At 42.9% G+C, this 15,782-nt stretch carries 16 protein-coding genes and 1 tRNA gene; 5 read left to right on the top strand and 12 right to left on the bottom strand.

What is annotated here, in order from left to right:
- Positions 1-133: 133 nt before the first annotated feature.
- Positions 134-1,570, bottom strand: coding sequence for an argininosuccinate lyase (gene argH, locus HMPREF1039_RS01425; RefSeq protein ID WP_007390664.1), 1,437 nt, complete (start codon positions 1,568-1,570; stop codon positions 134-136).
- A 21-nt stretch (positions 1,571-1,591) separates the two neighbouring features.
- Positions 1,592-2,821, bottom strand: coding sequence for an argininosuccinate synthase (locus HMPREF1039_RS01420; protein WP_007390611.1), 1,230 nt, complete (start codon positions 2,819-2,821; stop codon positions 1,592-1,594).
- 175 nt (positions 2,822-2,996) lie between these two features.
- Here HMPREF1039_RS01420 and HMPREF1039_RS01415 point away from each other — a divergent pair, with 175 nt between their 5' ends.
- From HMPREF1039_RS01415 to HMPREF1039_RS01405, 3 genes are all read left to right on the top strand, one after another.
- Positions 2,997-3,764, top strand: coding sequence for a transglycosylase domain-containing protein (locus HMPREF1039_RS01415; RefSeq protein ID WP_007390610.1), 768 nt, complete (start codon positions 2,997-2,999; stop codon positions 3,762-3,764).
- 172 nt (positions 3,765-3,936) lie between these two features.
- Positions 3,937-4,572: a lactate utilization protein gene (locus HMPREF1039_RS01410; RefSeq protein ID WP_007390692.1), complete on the top strand. Its 636-nt coding sequence runs from the start codon at positions 3,937-3,939 to the stop codon at positions 4,570-4,572.
- A gap of 239 nt (positions 4,573-4,811) precedes the next feature.
- Entirely contained in the window at positions 4,812-6,329 is a 1,518-nt protein-coding gene (locus tag HMPREF1039_RS01405) for an L-lactate permease (protein WP_007390607.1), read from the top strand.
- A 63-nt stretch (positions 6,330-6,392) separates the two neighbouring features.
- Here HMPREF1039_RS01405 and HMPREF1039_RS01400 read toward each other — a convergent pair whose 3' ends face one another.
- The 4 genes from HMPREF1039_RS01400 to HMPREF1039_RS01385 all read right to left on the bottom strand — a co-directional run bounded on the left by HMPREF1039_RS01400 (position 6,393) and on the right by HMPREF1039_RS01385 (position 11,415).
- A complete protein-coding gene (locus tag HMPREF1039_RS01400) occupies positions 6,393-6,953 on the bottom strand; it encodes a hypothetical protein (RefSeq protein ID WP_007390694.1) in 561 nt (186 codons plus the stop codon).
- 206 nt (positions 6,954-7,159) lie between these two features.
- A complete protein-coding gene (locus HMPREF1039_RS01395) occupies positions 7,160-10,651 on the bottom strand; it encodes a DNA polymerase III subunit alpha (RefSeq protein ID WP_007390640.1) in 3,492 nt (1,163 codons plus the stop codon).
- A gap of 106 nt (positions 10,652-10,757) precedes the next feature.
- Complete coding sequence (locus HMPREF1039_RS07650) at positions 10,758-11,060, bottom strand: DUF4417 domain-containing protein (protein WP_235720017.1); 303 nt, start codon at positions 11,058-11,060, stop codon at positions 10,758-10,760.
- Positions 11,050-11,415 (bottom strand): hypothetical protein, encoded by a 366-nt coding sequence (locus HMPREF1039_RS01385; RefSeq protein ID WP_007390728.1) that lies wholly within the window; start codon positions 11,413-11,415, stop codon positions 11,050-11,052. The genes HMPREF1039_RS07650 and HMPREF1039_RS01385 overlap by 11 nt, the downstream gene beginning before the upstream one ends.
- A gap of 783 nt (positions 11,416-12,198) precedes the next feature.
- On the opposite strand from HMPREF1039_RS01385, the gene HMPREF1039_RS08550 reads away from it, so the two are divergent.
- Complete coding sequence (locus HMPREF1039_RS08550; protein ID WP_407635199.1) at positions 12,199-12,327, top strand: helix-turn-helix domain-containing protein; 129 nt, start codon at positions 12,199-12,201, stop codon at positions 12,325-12,327.
- On the opposite strand, the gene HMPREF1039_RS08100 is transcribed toward HMPREF1039_RS08550, so the two are convergent.
- The 6 genes from HMPREF1039_RS08100 to HMPREF1039_RS01360 all read right to left on the bottom strand — a co-directional run bounded on the left by HMPREF1039_RS08100 (position 12,300) and on the right by HMPREF1039_RS01360 (position 15,247).
- Positions 12,300-12,467: a hypothetical protein gene (locus HMPREF1039_RS08100; RefSeq protein WP_007390663.1), complete on the bottom strand. Its 168-nt coding sequence runs from the start codon at positions 12,465-12,467 to the stop codon at positions 12,300-12,302. The genes HMPREF1039_RS08550 and HMPREF1039_RS08100 overlap by 28 nt on opposite strands.
- Positions 12,467-12,796, bottom strand: a complete 330-nt coding sequence (locus HMPREF1039_RS01380; RefSeq protein ID WP_007390706.1) for a hypothetical protein — start codon at positions 12,794-12,796, stop codon at positions 12,467-12,469. Before HMPREF1039_RS01380 ends, HMPREF1039_RS08100 begins: the two co-directional genes overlap by 1 nt.
- Before the next feature lie 393 nt (positions 12,797-13,189).
- On the bottom strand, positions 13,190-13,777 hold the full coding sequence (locus tag HMPREF1039_RS01375; protein WP_007390621.1) for a CdiA C-terminal domain-containing protein: 588 nt from the start codon (positions 13,775-13,777) through the stop codon (positions 13,190-13,192).
- Between the two features lie 58 nt (positions 13,778-13,835).
- Positions 13,836-14,084, bottom strand: a complete 249-nt coding sequence (locus HMPREF1039_RS08610) for a DUF7675 family protein (RefSeq protein ID WP_050789546.1) — start codon at positions 14,082-14,084, stop codon at positions 13,836-13,838.
- 8 nt (positions 14,085-14,092) lie between these two features.
- Complete coding sequence (locus HMPREF1039_RS01365; protein WP_007390710.1) at positions 14,093-14,974, bottom strand: hypothetical protein; 882 nt, start codon at positions 14,972-14,974, stop codon at positions 14,093-14,095.
- 75 nt (positions 14,975-15,049) lie between these two features.
- A complete protein-coding gene (locus tag HMPREF1039_RS01360; RefSeq protein WP_007390604.1) occupies positions 15,050-15,247 on the bottom strand; it encodes a hypothetical protein in 198 nt (65 codons plus the stop codon).
- Between the two features lie 427 nt (positions 15,248-15,674).
- Between HMPREF1039_RS01360 and HMPREF1039_RS01355 the strand changes: the two genes are divergently transcribed.
- Positions 15,675-15,751 (top strand) — tRNA-Pro (locus HMPREF1039_RS01355).
- Positions 15,752-15,782: the final 31 nt, after the last annotated feature.

The following is a 15,782-nucleotide window of genomic DNA, read 5'->3' as shown; positions in this document are numbered from 1 at the left end:
TCAATTATTCGATTTATTATACCCTATTTATGTAAAAAAGCCAACTGTACGCCCCTCTTTTCACAAAAAAATCTCCTCTTCCGCACACGGCTTACGAAGAGGAGAGCAAGTTTTCTTTTCTTCTTGTATTCGTTTATTGTTTCAGCACCCCATACACAGCGTCCGTAATCTCTTGCCACTGCCGCTGCCGCTGTTGCGCCTGTTGCAGATACTGTCTGCCTTGCCGGCATTGGCGCCGCACACTTTGCGGAGAAGTGCCGTTATACGTCTGTCGCTGCGCAACACACGTTTCAATTTGCAGCGCCGTCAAAATATCATTTTCAAAATGAGGACTTAACGCGGTAAATTCCGCCAACGACAACTGCGTCAATACACATTGATGATCCAAACAATACCGCACGGCCTTACCTACAATCGCATGGGCTTCACGAAAAGGAACGCCTTTTTTTACTAAATAATCGGCCATATCGGTAGCATTGGAAAAGTCATTCGCCAACGCCTTTCGCATATGCTCTTTATGTACCGTCATATGCGAAATCATCTCCTTATAGATGGCTAACGCAAATTTTAAATTATCAATCGCATCAAACAGCCCTTCTTTATCTTCCTGCATATCCTTATCATACGCCAACGGCAGGCCTTTCATAACCGTCAACAGCGCCACCAAATGACCATAAAAGCGCCCGGTTTTACCGCGTACCAACTCACAAATATCGGGATTTTTTTTCTGCGGCATAATAGAAGACCCCGTGCAGTGCGCATCATCCAGTTCAATAAAATGAAACTCTGCGGAAGACCAAAGAATAAACTCTTCCGATAATCGACTTAAATGCATCATAACTTGTGCGGCGAATTCTAAAAAAGCAATAATGTAATCCCGATCACTTACGGCATCCATACTATTTTCATATACCTTGCCGAAGCGAAGCGTCCGCGCCACCATTTCAACATCCAGCGGATACGTGGTGCCGGCCAATGCGCCGGCGCCCAACGGCATCGTATCCGCTAACTCCCACGTATATTCCAAATGCTTAAAATCTCTGGCAAACATCGAAAAATACGCCATAAGATGATGACTGAAAAGAACCGGTTGTGCCCGTTGCAGGTGCGTATACCCCGGCATAATAATATCCGTATATTGTTCCGCCGCCGTTACCAACGCCGTTTGCAATTGCAACAATAAGGCGGCGATTGCGGCAATTTCCCGCCGCACATATAAATGGGTATCCAACGCCACTTGATCATTGCGACTGCGCCCTGTATGCAGTCGCTTTCCGGCTTCGCCGATAGTTTCCGTCAAGCGCTGTTCAATATTCATGTGAATATCTTCCAAGGCGACGGAAAACGTAAACTTTCCTTCTTCAATTTGCTGATAAATAGACGTAAGACCCTGTATAATGCGCTTACCGTCTTCCGGTGAAATAACCTGTTGCTTAACCAGCATAGCGGCATGTGCAATACTGCCGCAAATATCTTCCGCATACATGCGACAATCAAACTGAATCGACGCATTAAATTCTTCTACGCTTTTATCGGTTGCTTTTGTAAAACGACCGCCCCATAATTTCATCTGCTACACCTGATTTCCCGTTTACTTCTTGTTTTGTGCCTTTAACATGGCAAGCGCTCTCATTTTAAGCGGCAGACCGAATAAATTAATAAACCCTTCCGCATCTACTTGATTATATACTTCATCTTCTCCGAACGTAACGTATTCTTCATTATATAACGAATACGGAGAGGTAGAACCGGCACTGATAATATTTCCTTTATACAATTTTAATTTAATTTGCCCGGTTACAGTTTCCTGCGTCTTTTCCACAAAGGCGCTTAACGCTTCCCGCAACGGTGAAAACCATTTGCCGTCATACACTAATTCCGCAAAGGTATGCGCCATTTTTTCTTTATAATGAAACGTATCCCGATCTAAACAAAGATATTCCAATTCCCGATGCGCATACATAAGAATCGCGCCTCCCGGATTTTCATAAATGCCCCGACTTTTCATCCCGACCAAACGATTTTCCACGATATCCACAATGCCGATACCGTTTCTTGCACCTACTTCATTTAAAGCCGTAATTAAGGAAACGGCATCCAACGCGGTGCCATTGACGGCTACCGGTATTCCCCCGACAAAATCGATCGTCACATATTCCGGCGTATCCGGCGCCTGTTCCGGCGTTTTGGAAACCATGTACACCATATCTTCAGGCGCCTTGGCCGGGTCTTCCAAATCATCGCCTTCATGGCTTAAATGCCAAATATTCCAATCCATACTGTACGGATACGGATTTTCTTCCGACTGATAATCAATCGGCACCCCATGCGCTGCCGCATATTTCAATTCGTCTTCCCGAGATTTTAAATTCCACATACGCCACGGCGCGATTAACGTCATCGTAGGCGCTAAAGCTTTAACCGTCAATTCAAAGCGAACTTGGTCATTTCCCTTGCCGGTAGCGCCGTGTGCAATCGCATCGGCCCCTTCCGCTTGCGCAATTTCCACTAATTTTTTGGAAATAAGCGGCCGTGCAAAAGACGTTCCCAGTAAATATTTTCCTTCATACACGGCGCCGGCCTGAATCGTAGGCCACACATACGCTTCCATAAATTCTTTTTTAATATCCGCCACATATACCTTATCCGCGCCGGAAGCATACGCTTTTTTTTCAATCGCCGCAAAATCATCGGGTTGTCCTACATCCGCACAAACGGCAATCACTTCCGCCCCGGCATAATTTTCTTTAAGCCACGGAATAATTACGGATGTATCCAAACCGCCGGAATACGCCAATACAATCTTTTTAATTTTTTTCATAAGGACTCCTCCTCTATAAAACTGCAAAATCATCTCAACTGTTGTCAGTATACACCTGTCAGGAATATTATGCAAGTATTTTGTATTAATATTTCTTTTTTTCTACATTTCCCCCTGATTTATCTATTTTCATGATATTTAGAGATGTGCTAAAATACATACAAAAGGAGGATATATGAAAAAAAAATTAGTACTCATCTTTTTTTTGGCCTTTACCTGTTGCGCCTTAGGAACGCAAATAAATGACGTGCTACATGAAAATACGCTGCCCGTCCGTTCGTCCGCGCTCCGCACCGACCTGTTCACCGCTTTACCCTCGCAAACCTATCCGTACCTCCATCTGCCTGCGGCAATAGAAGCCAAAAAAAAGAACATCCCCGTTTATGTGTCCCTGGCCGTTATTCCTCCGAACTTACGTCATGCCGTACTGGCCACGGAAGATAAACGCTTTTACACGCACGGCGCCGTCGATCCGTTCGGTATTCTGCGCGCCGCTGTGGTCAACGCCGCCGCCGCACATACCCGCGAAGGCGGCAGCACCATCAGCCAACAAGTTGTTAAAAATCTTTTTTTAACACAAGATCGCACGTACACCAGAAAAGGGAAAGAACTGCTGTTGGCGCTTTTATTGGAACATTATTATACCAAAGATCAAATTTTGGAACTCTATCTTAATACGGTCTATTTCGGGCCTGACGCCATAGGCGTACATGCCGCCGCCCGCACCTTTTTCCATACCGCTCCGGAACAACTTACGTTGAGTCAATGCGCCTTATTGGCGGGCCTGGTAAAAGCCCCTACCTACTACAATCCCCTGCTCCATTACAGAGAGGCCAAAGAACGGCAAAAAATCGTCCTCACCTTATTAACGGAACAACAGTACATACGACCGGAAACCGCTACACAAGCCTATTACGCACCGCTCCGTCTGCAAAAAAAATGAGCGCCTTTCCCGACCTTTTAATGTTGAGCCTATTTTCACATAGTATGTTTTTTTAACCCATATTTATTTGCTTTTCATAAATTATTTTCATTTATTTATTCTTAAAAGCTATTTGTAAGTATTATTTTATTTCTTATAGGTTATACAATCTATTCGTCAGGAGGAAACTGTCATGTCCGCTTCCATGCAAACGCTTTTTCAAAAACAAGCGCCACTATTGATAAAAAACTTTCAAAGTCACGGGTTTGCCGCTTTTTACTGTCCGACAGCAGCCGCCGCCGTACAACAAACCTTGCAACTCATCCCCCCGGATCATCGCCTGTCCTGGGGCGGTTCCGCCACACTGACAGAACTGGGTCTGCCGGATCTGCTGCGCCGCACCTACGTAACCCTGGACCGAGAGCAAGCCGCCACCCCCGCCGCCCGTCAGGAATGCATGCGGCAGGCGTTGCTTTGTGATACCTACCTCATGAGTACCAATGCCGCTACTGTCGACGGCGAACTTTACAATATCGACGGCAACGGCAATCGCCTGGCGGCCTTGCTCTACGGGCCGAAACAAGTAATAATCCTGGCCGGGATGAACAAAGTGGTTCCCGATTTGGCTGCTGCCGAAAAACGCGCACGTACCGTTGCCGCCCCTTTAAATATGCAACGGTTCCCAAACCGCACACCTTGCCGTCAAACCGGATTTTGTTCGAACTGCAACACGGCCGACTCGATTTGTAATCAATTTGTGTATACCCGTCGTTCACAACCGGCAGGAAGAATTAAAATTATTTTCGTCGGCGAATCCTTAGGTTTTTAAAATTTTTACATAAAAAAAATTTGCCCTCAAGCCTTAATTTTACTCATGTATACCGTTTTGCCCTTTTGAGTATTCTATTTAAGAATCATATTTGCATTGAATTATTCCTTTCGCTTATATATAATGAGGTCATCGACCTTTCGTTATATTTTTCACTTTCGCAGTAATGCATCCGTATAACGAAATCAACAAAGGCTTCGGTCTCTTGTTGCGATCTCATATAGAAAGGATGATGTACAATGAACTTCATTTTAGCCTTATCTCCGATCCTTTGGCTCATTATCTCGCTGGGATTTTTAAAAATGCAGAGTTATAAAGCCTGCCCTATTGCCTTGATTATTTCCTTTGCCGTAGCCTTGGGTATCCATCATATGAACGTACCGGATGCCGTGACCGCCGCTCTGGAAGGCGTCGCCTTAGCATGTTGGCCGATTTTACTGGTCATTATTGCGGCTATTTTCACCTATAATCTGACAACGTATAATAAAAGTATGGATATCATCAAACATATGCTGACCGCCGTAAGCAAAGATCGTCGAGTATTAGTTCTCCTCATCGGCTGGGGATTCGGCGCGTTCATGGAAGGGATGGCGGGGTTCGGTACGGCAATTGCCATTCCGGCCAGTATGTTGGTCGCTTTGGGATTCAATCCGGTAAAAGCCATTTTAGCCTGCTTAATTGCCAACTCCGTACCTACAACCTTCGGTTCGATCGGCATTCCCGCCAGTACTTTGGCGAATATTACCGGCCTGGATCCGATTCACTTGGCAACGTACATCAGCTTGCAATTGTTACCGTTAAACATCATTTGCCCGCTATTAATGATCATTATTTCCGAAGGCTCCATTAAAGCCTTAAAGGGCGTATTCCTTTTAACCGTACTGTCCGGCTTGGCCTTGGCGATACCGGAACTCATCATTGCCGCCTTTGCCGGTCCTGAACTGGCCGCCATGGGGTCTTCCATTGTTATTTTGGCCTTCATTGTCATTTACTCCAAAGTCAGACCTGTAAACAATCCGCAATACGCCATGGCTATCGAACCGGCACACGTACCGCTTCGCGGCGGCTTCATCGCCTGCTTGCCTTTTATTTTAATCTTCCTCTTTTTACTGTTCACCTCCAAGTTGGTTCCGGCTATTAATATTCCCTTGAATACGATTCGTACAGCCGTACAAATTTACACCGGTCAAGGCGGTACTCCCTATACCTTTGTTTGGATCGCCACGCCAGGAATTTTAATCTTCTTGGCGGCTATTATCAGCGGTAAAATCCAATCCTCCGGCTTCGGTGAAATGTTCTGCGTATTCAAGAGCACCGTTATCGGCTTACGCAATACCATTATTACGATCATCGCCGTTATTGCTACCGCCAAAGTCATGGGATACAGCGGTATGACTTCAGAAATCGCTCGTACCGCAGTCGATGCCACGGGCATTATGTATCCGTTTATCGCCCCTCTCATCGGCTCCGTCGGCACCTTCATTACCGGTTCGGGAACCTCCAGTAACGTGCTGTTCGGAAACTTGCAAACCGATGCCGCCGTTGCCATCAGTGCCGATAAAACCTGGCTGGCAGCCGCCAATTCCGCCGGAACCTGCGCCGGTAAAATGATTTCTCCCCAAAGTATTGCCATTGCCGTAGGGGCCATTGCCTTAAAAGGCAAAGACAGTGAAATCTTAAAAGAAATTGTCAAAGTATACGTTCCCTTCATCATCCTGTTGGGTTGTATTGTATATTTCGGACAAACCTGCATCTAACCGCACACCGCGCAAAAAGGCACCCTCCGCACGATACGGAGGGTGCCTTTTTGTGTGGTGCCGTCAGGGATATAACGTGCCGTTAACCTGCAAAGAATCGACAACATGAGTCAATAAAGAATAATAATACGGCATTTCTCGTCGATCACAATAAAAATATAAAGCCGCCATATAATTTCCCGTATATACGGCCTTATAATATCGTTGTATTTCTCCGTCCTGCCACCATATAACAAAAGAATGATCGCCTAATTTGGTTTGTATAATTTTTCCATGTATTTTCCCTTTTGCCTCATTGTACGCTTCCACCCAATTTTCAGAAGTCAACATGCCGCAACTTCGCAACACCGCCGTTCCCGCAACAGCTTTCAAGACAATCCCGTCACCGTTAACCGGTTCCGAGGTTTGCGTAAATTCCCGCGGGTACGCAAAACTGTAAAGTCCGCCCGAACTGTGATACACACAAAACTGCTGCTCCGCCGTCCCCTTTCCGTACGTCAACGGCTGCACCGGCAAAGCCGGCGGCGCCTCACACTGTACTTGTTGTATCCCGCTATAACCGGCCATTGAGCCTAACATAACAACCAATCCGCTTGCAATAATCGCCCATTGTTTTATGCTCATATCCCTTTTTCCTCCTTTCCGAAAAACCTGCCCTTATTTATAACGCCTTAAAATACGTTGTCAGTATAAAACAGAAGTCCGAATTTGTCTACTATACCTGCACATCCCCCTTTTCACCGGAACTAATTTGTTTCTATAAATCGGGAAGAATGTCTGCTGCTGTGCTACGAAAAATTTCCATGCATTAAACCGCCTCTCTGTACGACTTATTGCAAGACCACCGACGAAGCATCCAACAACTTTTCCAGTTCCCGTCGCAGTGCCTCATTCGGCGTTACCCAATATTTTTCTGCCGCTAAAATAGTTTTACGACTGCCGGCAAGATAAAAATATACTTTAACCGAACCGGGATATCGACACAATAACTCACCGATACGCACACTTAAATTCGTTTGTTCCAAATGAGCGGGAATTTTAATAAACAATTTTTCTCCCTGACCGGGCGACCACGGCTTGCCGGATATCCCGACGGTACGTCCGTGCGTATCCGCTTGCAATCGTCCATGCCGTAAACGCTCCTGTTGTGCCAACGGCACTATTTCATTGACAATAATTTGTACTCTGTCCTCCGATATATCCGCCGTTCCGCGAACCGCTACCGCCATATCATCCACCAATACACCGGCACATGCGGCGTACGTTTTCGGGAACACAACCGCTGTAACCGTTTGTGTATAATCTTCCAACGTTAAAATAGCCATCAGGTCTTTACGCTTAGTAGTGACTCTTCGTTGCGTACTGATTAAACCGCCGCAATAAATTTCTTTCCCGTCATATTGCCGGGCATGCTCGCCATACAAGGCGCTAAGCGGGGTCAAAGCCGCCATCTGCTCTTTATATTTATTTAACGGGTGCCCGCTGAAATAAAATCCGTCATATTCTTTTTCCATGGCCAATCGTTCTTCAATAGAAAATTCTTCTATCTCCGGATACGAAAGATCAAACAGGGCCTCTTCCGTATCGTCCTCATCAAACAAGCCCATTTGTCCCGTATCCCGATCTTTTTGCTTGGAAGCCCCCAACGCCATCGCCCGATCCAATACCTGTATAAGTTGCGAACGATATTTTCCGAACGAATCCATGGCGCCGCAACGAATCAAACTTTCAATTACCCGTCGATTTACGACATGATAATTGACACGGCTGCAAAAATCGCTTAAAGAGGTAAACGGGCCGCCCTCTTGCCGTTCTTGTAAAATAACGGCAATAACATTTTCGCCTACATTTTTAACACCCGACAAGCCGAAACGAATACGCCCGTTTTCTACAGAAAAAGTAGACACACTCGTATTGACATCCGGCGACAACACCGCAATGCCGTGACGCCGACATTCACTGATATAATAACTGATTTTCGCCACATCATTAATCATACTGGTCATGGTGGCCGCCATCAATTCCGCCCGATAATGCGCTTTTAAATACGCCGTCTGCCAAGCCACATACGCATACGCGGCAGAGTGCGATTTATTAAATCCGTACCCGGCAAAATACACCATAAGATCAAAAACTTTATGGGCCACCTCATCTTCTATCCCGTTCGCCCGGGTGCCGGCAAGAAATAAATCCCGCTGTGCCTTCAAAATGGACTCTTTTTTCTTACCCATAGCCCGACGCAATAAATCGGCCTGTCCCAACGTAAAGCCGCCCATGGAAGAAGCGATTTGCATCACCTGTTCCTGATACAAAATAACCCCGTATGTATCCCGTAAAATCGGTTCCAATAGCGGATGTAAATAGGTCACTGCCGTTTCTCCGTGACTGCGCTTAATAAAATCTTCCACCATACCGCTTCCTAAAGGACCGGGACGATATAACGCCACCAAAGGAATCATATCTTCAAAATGTTTCGGCGCCAGTTCTTTGACCAACGCCGTAATCCCGTCCGATTCCATTTGAAACACGCCGGCCGTGTCCCCCATAGTCAACATACGACAAGTAGCCTCATCATCCAAAGGAATGTGATCCGGATCAATATCCGTACCGTGATTTTCTTTAATCAGCTTAATCGTATCGCCAATGACGGTTAACGTACGCAGCCCTAAAAAATCCATTTTTAAGAGCCCTAATTCTTCCACCAATTCTTTATCGTATTGTGTAGTTAAATACCCTTCTTTTGAATACTGCAAAGGAATATAATCATCAATAGGCGCGGCGGAAATCACAATCCCGGCGGCATGCGTAGACGCATGCCGCACTAAGCCTTCCAGGGCCTTTCCCAACGCCATCCAACGTTGAATTTGCGGATCTTTAGCCACGGTTTCGCGAAGCTCCCGACTCTGTTCCAGGGCTTTATCCAACGTCATCCCCAATTCATTGGGAACCATTTTAACAATGCGATTCACTTCGCTCAAGGGAATTTCCAAAACCCGCCCTACATCACGTAACACGGCTTTGGCCGCCAACGTTCCGAACGTAATAATTTGCGATACATGATCTTTTCCATACTTGCGCGTTACATAATCAATAATTTTACTACGATTTTCATAGCAAAAATCCATGTCTATATCCGGCATGGTAACGCGCTCCGGATTTAAAAATCGTTCAAACAACAAGTCATATTTTAACGGATCCAGCCCGGTAATGCCCAACAAATACGCCACCACGGATCCGGCCGCCGAACCGCGCCCGGGACCGACCGGAATATGATGATCGCGGGCAAATTTCACATAATCCCACACAATTAAAAAATACGAAGGAAATCCCATTTGGGCAATAATATCCAGTTCATAATCCACGCGTTTCCGTACCGTCTCCGTAACGGTCGGATATTTTTCGGGCAACGATTGCTCACATAATTTCCGTAAATACGACGCATCCGTTTCACCGGAAGGAACCGGAAAACTGGGCACATGTCGTTCATCAAACTTCAATTCCACATTGCATTTTTCCGCAATTTCCAAAGTAGTAGCCAACGCTTCCGGCATGTCCGGAAATAATTCCGCCATTTCCTCATAGGACTTCATATAAAAAGAATCATTAAAAAACTTAAAATGATCCGGATTATTTAACGTGCTGCCCGTGGAAATACATAATTTTACTTCCTGTGCCGGTGCATCATTTTTTTTCAAGTAATGATAATCATTGGTAGCCACTAACCGAATCCCGAATTGTTGCGACCATTCTTTAAATACCCGACGTACAATTTTTTCTTCCGGAATACCGTGATTTTGCACTTCCAAATAAAAATCGTCCTTACCGAAAATTCCCGTCAATCGCTGTAATGTTTTAATTGCCGCCGCTTCATCATGATTTAAAATATCCTGTTGAATATGCCCTTCAATACACGCACTGAGTGCAATAATTCCTTCATGATACTGTTCCAACAGCTCATAATCCACTCGCGGTTTGTGGTAATTATTTACGCCGTCCACATATCCTTTCGACACAATTTTCACCAAATTATGGTATCCTTGTGTATTTTTGGCCAATAAAATTAAATGACAGAGACGTTCTCGCGTTTTTTTCTCAAAACGACTGCCTCGCGTCATATAAATTTCACAACCTAAAATAGGTTTAATGCCCTGTGCTTTCGCTTCTTTATATAAATGAACGGCGCCATACATATTCCCGTGATCGGTAACGGCAATCGCCGGCATATTCATAGCTTTTGCCATTTGCACCATCTCGGGAATTCTGCATAAGCCGTCAAACAGGCTATATTGTGTATGTACATGAAGATGTACGAACGGTTTCATACCCCTCCCCCTTCCTCTATACGCTGCTATATGTATTATAGCATACCCCCTACGCACTGTCCGAGAATATTTTCCGTACCGTTCCCGACGCTTATGCCTACGGCTTTCATCTCCTACCGTTTCCCCCGCATCCGTATTGACTATAATGTAATGCTACTAAAGAAAATTTAGAAAGTTGCTTTACATATACAGTAGGACGATTCCATATTCGTTCAAATTGATAATCATCCAAGAAAAAATGCACTCCTGTTTGAGTGCATTCGCCTTTATATGTATTTACTTCATTAAATCCTATCCATTTTTCCGGAAATTTTATTTTTTGCCTTTTTAATTCAGGAATATCATTCTTTCCCACGCCATGAAACCGGCCATACTGTAAATTTAAATAAGTACGTCTGTCATTTGTCATATTCCAAAGATTCATCGCTCATTAACCAATCATACCCGCGATTATATAAATCATGTATTGATTCGCCATCAAAAAGCTTTGCTTCTAATGCTTCTTCTAAAGTAGGGTATCCCGGAAGAGTTGTGTATTTTACATATGTATTATTGGTTTCAGGATTCTTTTTTATAGTATATTTCAAAAAAATCCAATCATCAATCTTTTTACCATGTTTATCCGTCGTAAATTGATTATCTAAGACCCAATAAACATTCTCAGGAAATCCCGGCAATCGTTCAAAAGGATCATATCCATCTTCTTCAAGAATATCTTTTATTAGGTCTTCCCAAGTGGGAAATTCTTCATATAATACAACCATTTTTTTATTTCTCCCCTTTTCTTTATATGTTTAGGTCTATGATACGCCGCTAATACTTTACGCACTAGCTTGCGTTCGCTCCGATTCATCTCTCGCGGCTCTTTCCTGTCATAGGTCATATGCGTATGTCCTAACTTTCCCTTACCTATTATGATGAGCTACATTAACATCAACAAATTTATACGCAAATCCCCTCTTATCTGTACACGTGATAGTCTTTACTTCTCTTTTTTTCTGTCTAAAAAAGCCAAATCTTCCATACCCGATGCTGTTGTATGATCCGGTTCTTCCCGCAACGTGCCTAAAAACGTCTTCAAGTTATTACGTGTTATCCATTTTACCGGATGTAATTTTTTCTCCTTTAAGTATAAAAAAGCACTCTACAAGTGCCCGGATTTTTTAATATTTTATGAAAAGTTCAGTTTTTTTGATTCTTCCTCTTGATCATACCTCTTATAAAGAGGTATATCTATATACATAGAGAGGCAGTGAAACAAAAGTAAACATAGAAAATATTCTTCAAGTAATAGCCAACATAGTAACAATAATAATAGGGCTTACTACGATAACTAAAAACTTGAAGAATAAATAAGGCTGATGAGGGGTGGGAGTCCACCCCTCTCCTCACTATGTTTATTATAACATCATGAAACCCAAAATACTATTATCATAACTTTTCGCTTTATCTGTTGTTAGGCTCTATTTTTCTCAAAATTGGCTAACTATAGTAGCCACTATCATTATTTTTATTGCTTTAGTTGCCGGTTTTCTTCGGAGGCCATAGTGAATATTATTGATGAAGTTCTTACTACTCCTGAGGCGGCAAGACGCCGGAGGCTTTCACAAGTTACCGTAAAGCAAGCTTGTAGCGGACAAAAAGGATACTATTCTTCCCCCTCAAAAATATGTTGAATTTCTTTTTCTGTTGCCGTCGCCACACCGTTTTCCCCTGTACCGGCATATATTCGTCCGCGCAGACAGGATACGGGTTTCAGCTTGCCGTGTAATACGCCCCGGGCGGTTACTTTTCCGTGTAATTTTCCTTGGTACATCAGTCCGTTACCTCTTCTCCGACCTCAAAAACCGACGGCGGTATAACCGTTGTGACAAACCCGTCCGCTTTGATCAGCTGTACATCATACACATACTGCCAATATTCCAATGCTTTAGTATCGCCCGGCTGTAGCCTAAATTCACCTTGAATCAAACGTTTCTGAAAAACAACATGGTCAGATTCTGTAGAGGTTTTAACGGTTAACAGCACCATATCCGCCTCTGTCGGTAAATACGGCGCTCCATTTTCGTCTTCCAATGCCAGCTGTAAAATCGCACTATCTCCTCGTGTGATTTTTATATGATTATCTCGTGTAACACTTAACACAGCCTTCACCTCCTTTATGGTATAAAAAAAGCACATCCCCGAATGGAAATATGCGTTGTCCCGTTTTCTAGCCTATTTGTCCCTTAATTAGGATATTTTGTCCCTCAATTAGGACATTTTGTCACGAAATTAGACCACTTTGTCACAAAATCCGGTTATGTTATCCCGCCGTTTTTCCTATTTATCCTACAACTTCCTAAAATATCTCACGCGGATCCGTCTGTACACAAAATTTAGAAAGTCTCCACCAAGACTTCAACAAGTATGCTAAGGATAACGATTTTCGCGTTAAATTTCTTACATTTGACTTTTCCTTTATAATTTTCTATAATACATGTAATAAAAAAGTCTTAGAACCTTTGCCCTTTATCTGGCGGGGGGGCTAGGACTTCTTTATTTCTTTTTTATCGCAAAAACAATCTCTTTATTTTTAATTATTAAAACCTGTACATTTGATATATCCCCTCGCTTAAGTCGATTCGTGGCAATTTTTTTCAAAGTAGCCCTATCAAATGCTTCACTAATATAATTTAATATGATTCCCCCCGGGTTATCCACAATTTGTTTTAAGCCATGACGTATAGCACTATCAGCGGCTTTTTCACTGGAAATACTTTTTAAATCCCAGTATTTTCCATTCCAAAGATAATCCGGGGTCTTTTTATTTTGCTCATTTACTGCTGTTAATAATTTAATATTTCCACCAAAACGCTTATACAACCATTGTGCCATTATCACTTCATTTCGATTTTTATTTACATCATAATCTTTATCATATATAAGTTCTCCGGGAGATCGTTTTCTTTTCTTTAATTCATCAGTTATAGTTTCTATTTCAACGTGTTTTGTTCTTTTTACTTTCCCTTGTTCTTCAGATAAGTAGCTCACCCTACTCTTCATCACTGTAGGGCTATAATTCCGCAAAACATCTTGCCACGGTCGTCCCGCTTCCCATGCTTTCGCGCCCTGCACGCCTAACAATTGCCGTTGTACGTCCTTGCTTTGCTTATCTAAAAAACCGCCTACTTTTGTAAGCGGTTTATTTGACTCTCCACGAAAAAAAATTCACCCAATATGGTTCTTCCTTTTTGAGTATCTCAATTTCTTCTTTGGTCATGTTATACGGATAATCTTTAAACAAGTTATATATCTTTTTTTTATCGAAACTAATGTTAACTTCTCCAATTGCATCTATCTTTGAAGTGTGCCAAATCGTAGAATTTTTCTTTCTGTAAAAATCTTCATATTGAGGATTTTTACAAACTGCATATATATTCTTCGTCTTCATAAAACTCTTCATTTGACATCGCCTTTATCCCCTTTCATTTGTGCATCCTTATCTGTGTTAATATATCCCATCAGTTTTTTAAACTCTTTGTTTTTCGATAAGCTTTCAACATCTATAAGAATATTAAGAGGTTCCATCTTCTGTCCACAAGAAGTATGTGATTTTTGACAACCAAACCTATCCTTTAATGTTGCTTTCCGAAAAGGTGTAAACCCGTTCATTGGATATCCTTGCGTCTCCGGTGATTGTAATTCCGGATACTCCAACCCTTTATCTGTTTCTTTTATAATTGCAGCATGTCCACCTGTAGCTAAATAATATTCCTTACCTTTTTTAACGTTTTTTATCAATTTTTTTAAAGCACTAAAATCGTTTGTGTTTCTTTCTTCAAAACTTATAACATCTTTTAGTTTAGCTAATCTTGCAATATTCAATTTTGAAGCAAAAACTTTTCTGCTGTTACCGCCTCTAAAATCCAATACGTCAAATCCGCCACGATTTCCTATATAAGCCAAAGCAAGCGAAGAACAAGAACCTGCTGTATTATCTCTCCCACCTAATCTTTTGACAATTTCTTCAGTACTTAAAGATTTTTTAAATTCTTTTACTTGATTATACTTAACATTATTTAATTTGCATGTTTCTTCTGAATATTTATAATTAATGCTTTTTTCTTTATTCTCTTCCATTCTACCATTTTTAGCCGCTTTTGTCTGCTCTTTAAGTACTATGCTCACCCTGCTCTTCATCACTGTAGGGCTGTAGTTCCGCAAAACATCTTGCCACGATCGTCCCGCTTCCCATGCTTTTGCGCCCTGCACGCCTAACAGTTGCCGTTGTACGTCCTTGCTTTGCTTCTGTAGCCAATGATTACCGCCTTCTTCCCGCAAGTCTTGTTGCTCGTTTAAGTCGACTTAAAATTGCGCAACCAAAAAGGACACACCATAACGGTATGACCTTTTTGGTTATTCTGTTTTCATCATTCGTATTGCCCGTTCCGGGTCTTTCTTGACGATAGAAGCAAACGCTTTAATGATCGCCCATTCGTCATCATACGCCCGCACTTGATGCTGCCGGCGAACGCCTTCCGGTTTCGTCGTTCCTTTGGGTCTTCCTGCTCCCGATCTGACACCGCCCCAACCATTCCTTTTGGTATCTGTCATTTGAACATCACTGCCGGTAATGCGCGCACGGAAACGACCAATGCGACGTGTGTCAAATATTTTGTCGTATTTTGCATTGCGCCTTGAGATATGCTATACTTTGGGTAAGCGAATCGCCTTTTCGGCGATCCGCTCCTTTTCATTAATGAACTGCTTTGTCTAGTAAAATCAATGCTGTTATCAGGTTTATGATTGCTACGATAAGCGGTTCATTTTTTTATCCACTTGACTAACTTGATTAGCTTATCTCTTTCCTCGTCTCTATAATTTATATATACGCACGTGTTTATTTGCCAATCTTTTATTTAAAATTATACTATACTTTTATAAAGTAACACATGTGTTGACAACTAAGAACAACTAAGACACCGCTTCTCCGCGTCCGTATTGACAATCTTACAGGTATTTGGTAGTATATATAAGTCGACGGGACGTGGCGCAGCTTGGTAGCGCGCTTCCTTGGGGTGGAAGAGGTCGCGAGTTCAAATCTCGCCGTTCCGACCAAAAAAAAGACTTTCTGAGGAATAGTAGGACT

This window comes from Megasphaera lornae (assembly GCF_000214495.1).
In the GTDB taxonomy this organism is placed as follows: Bacteria; Bacillota; Negativicutes; order Veillonellales; family Megasphaeraceae; genus Megasphaera; species Megasphaera lornae.
The sequence above is the reverse complement of the archived record's forward strand: the minus strand, read 5'-3'. Positions and strand labels throughout refer to the sequence as shown.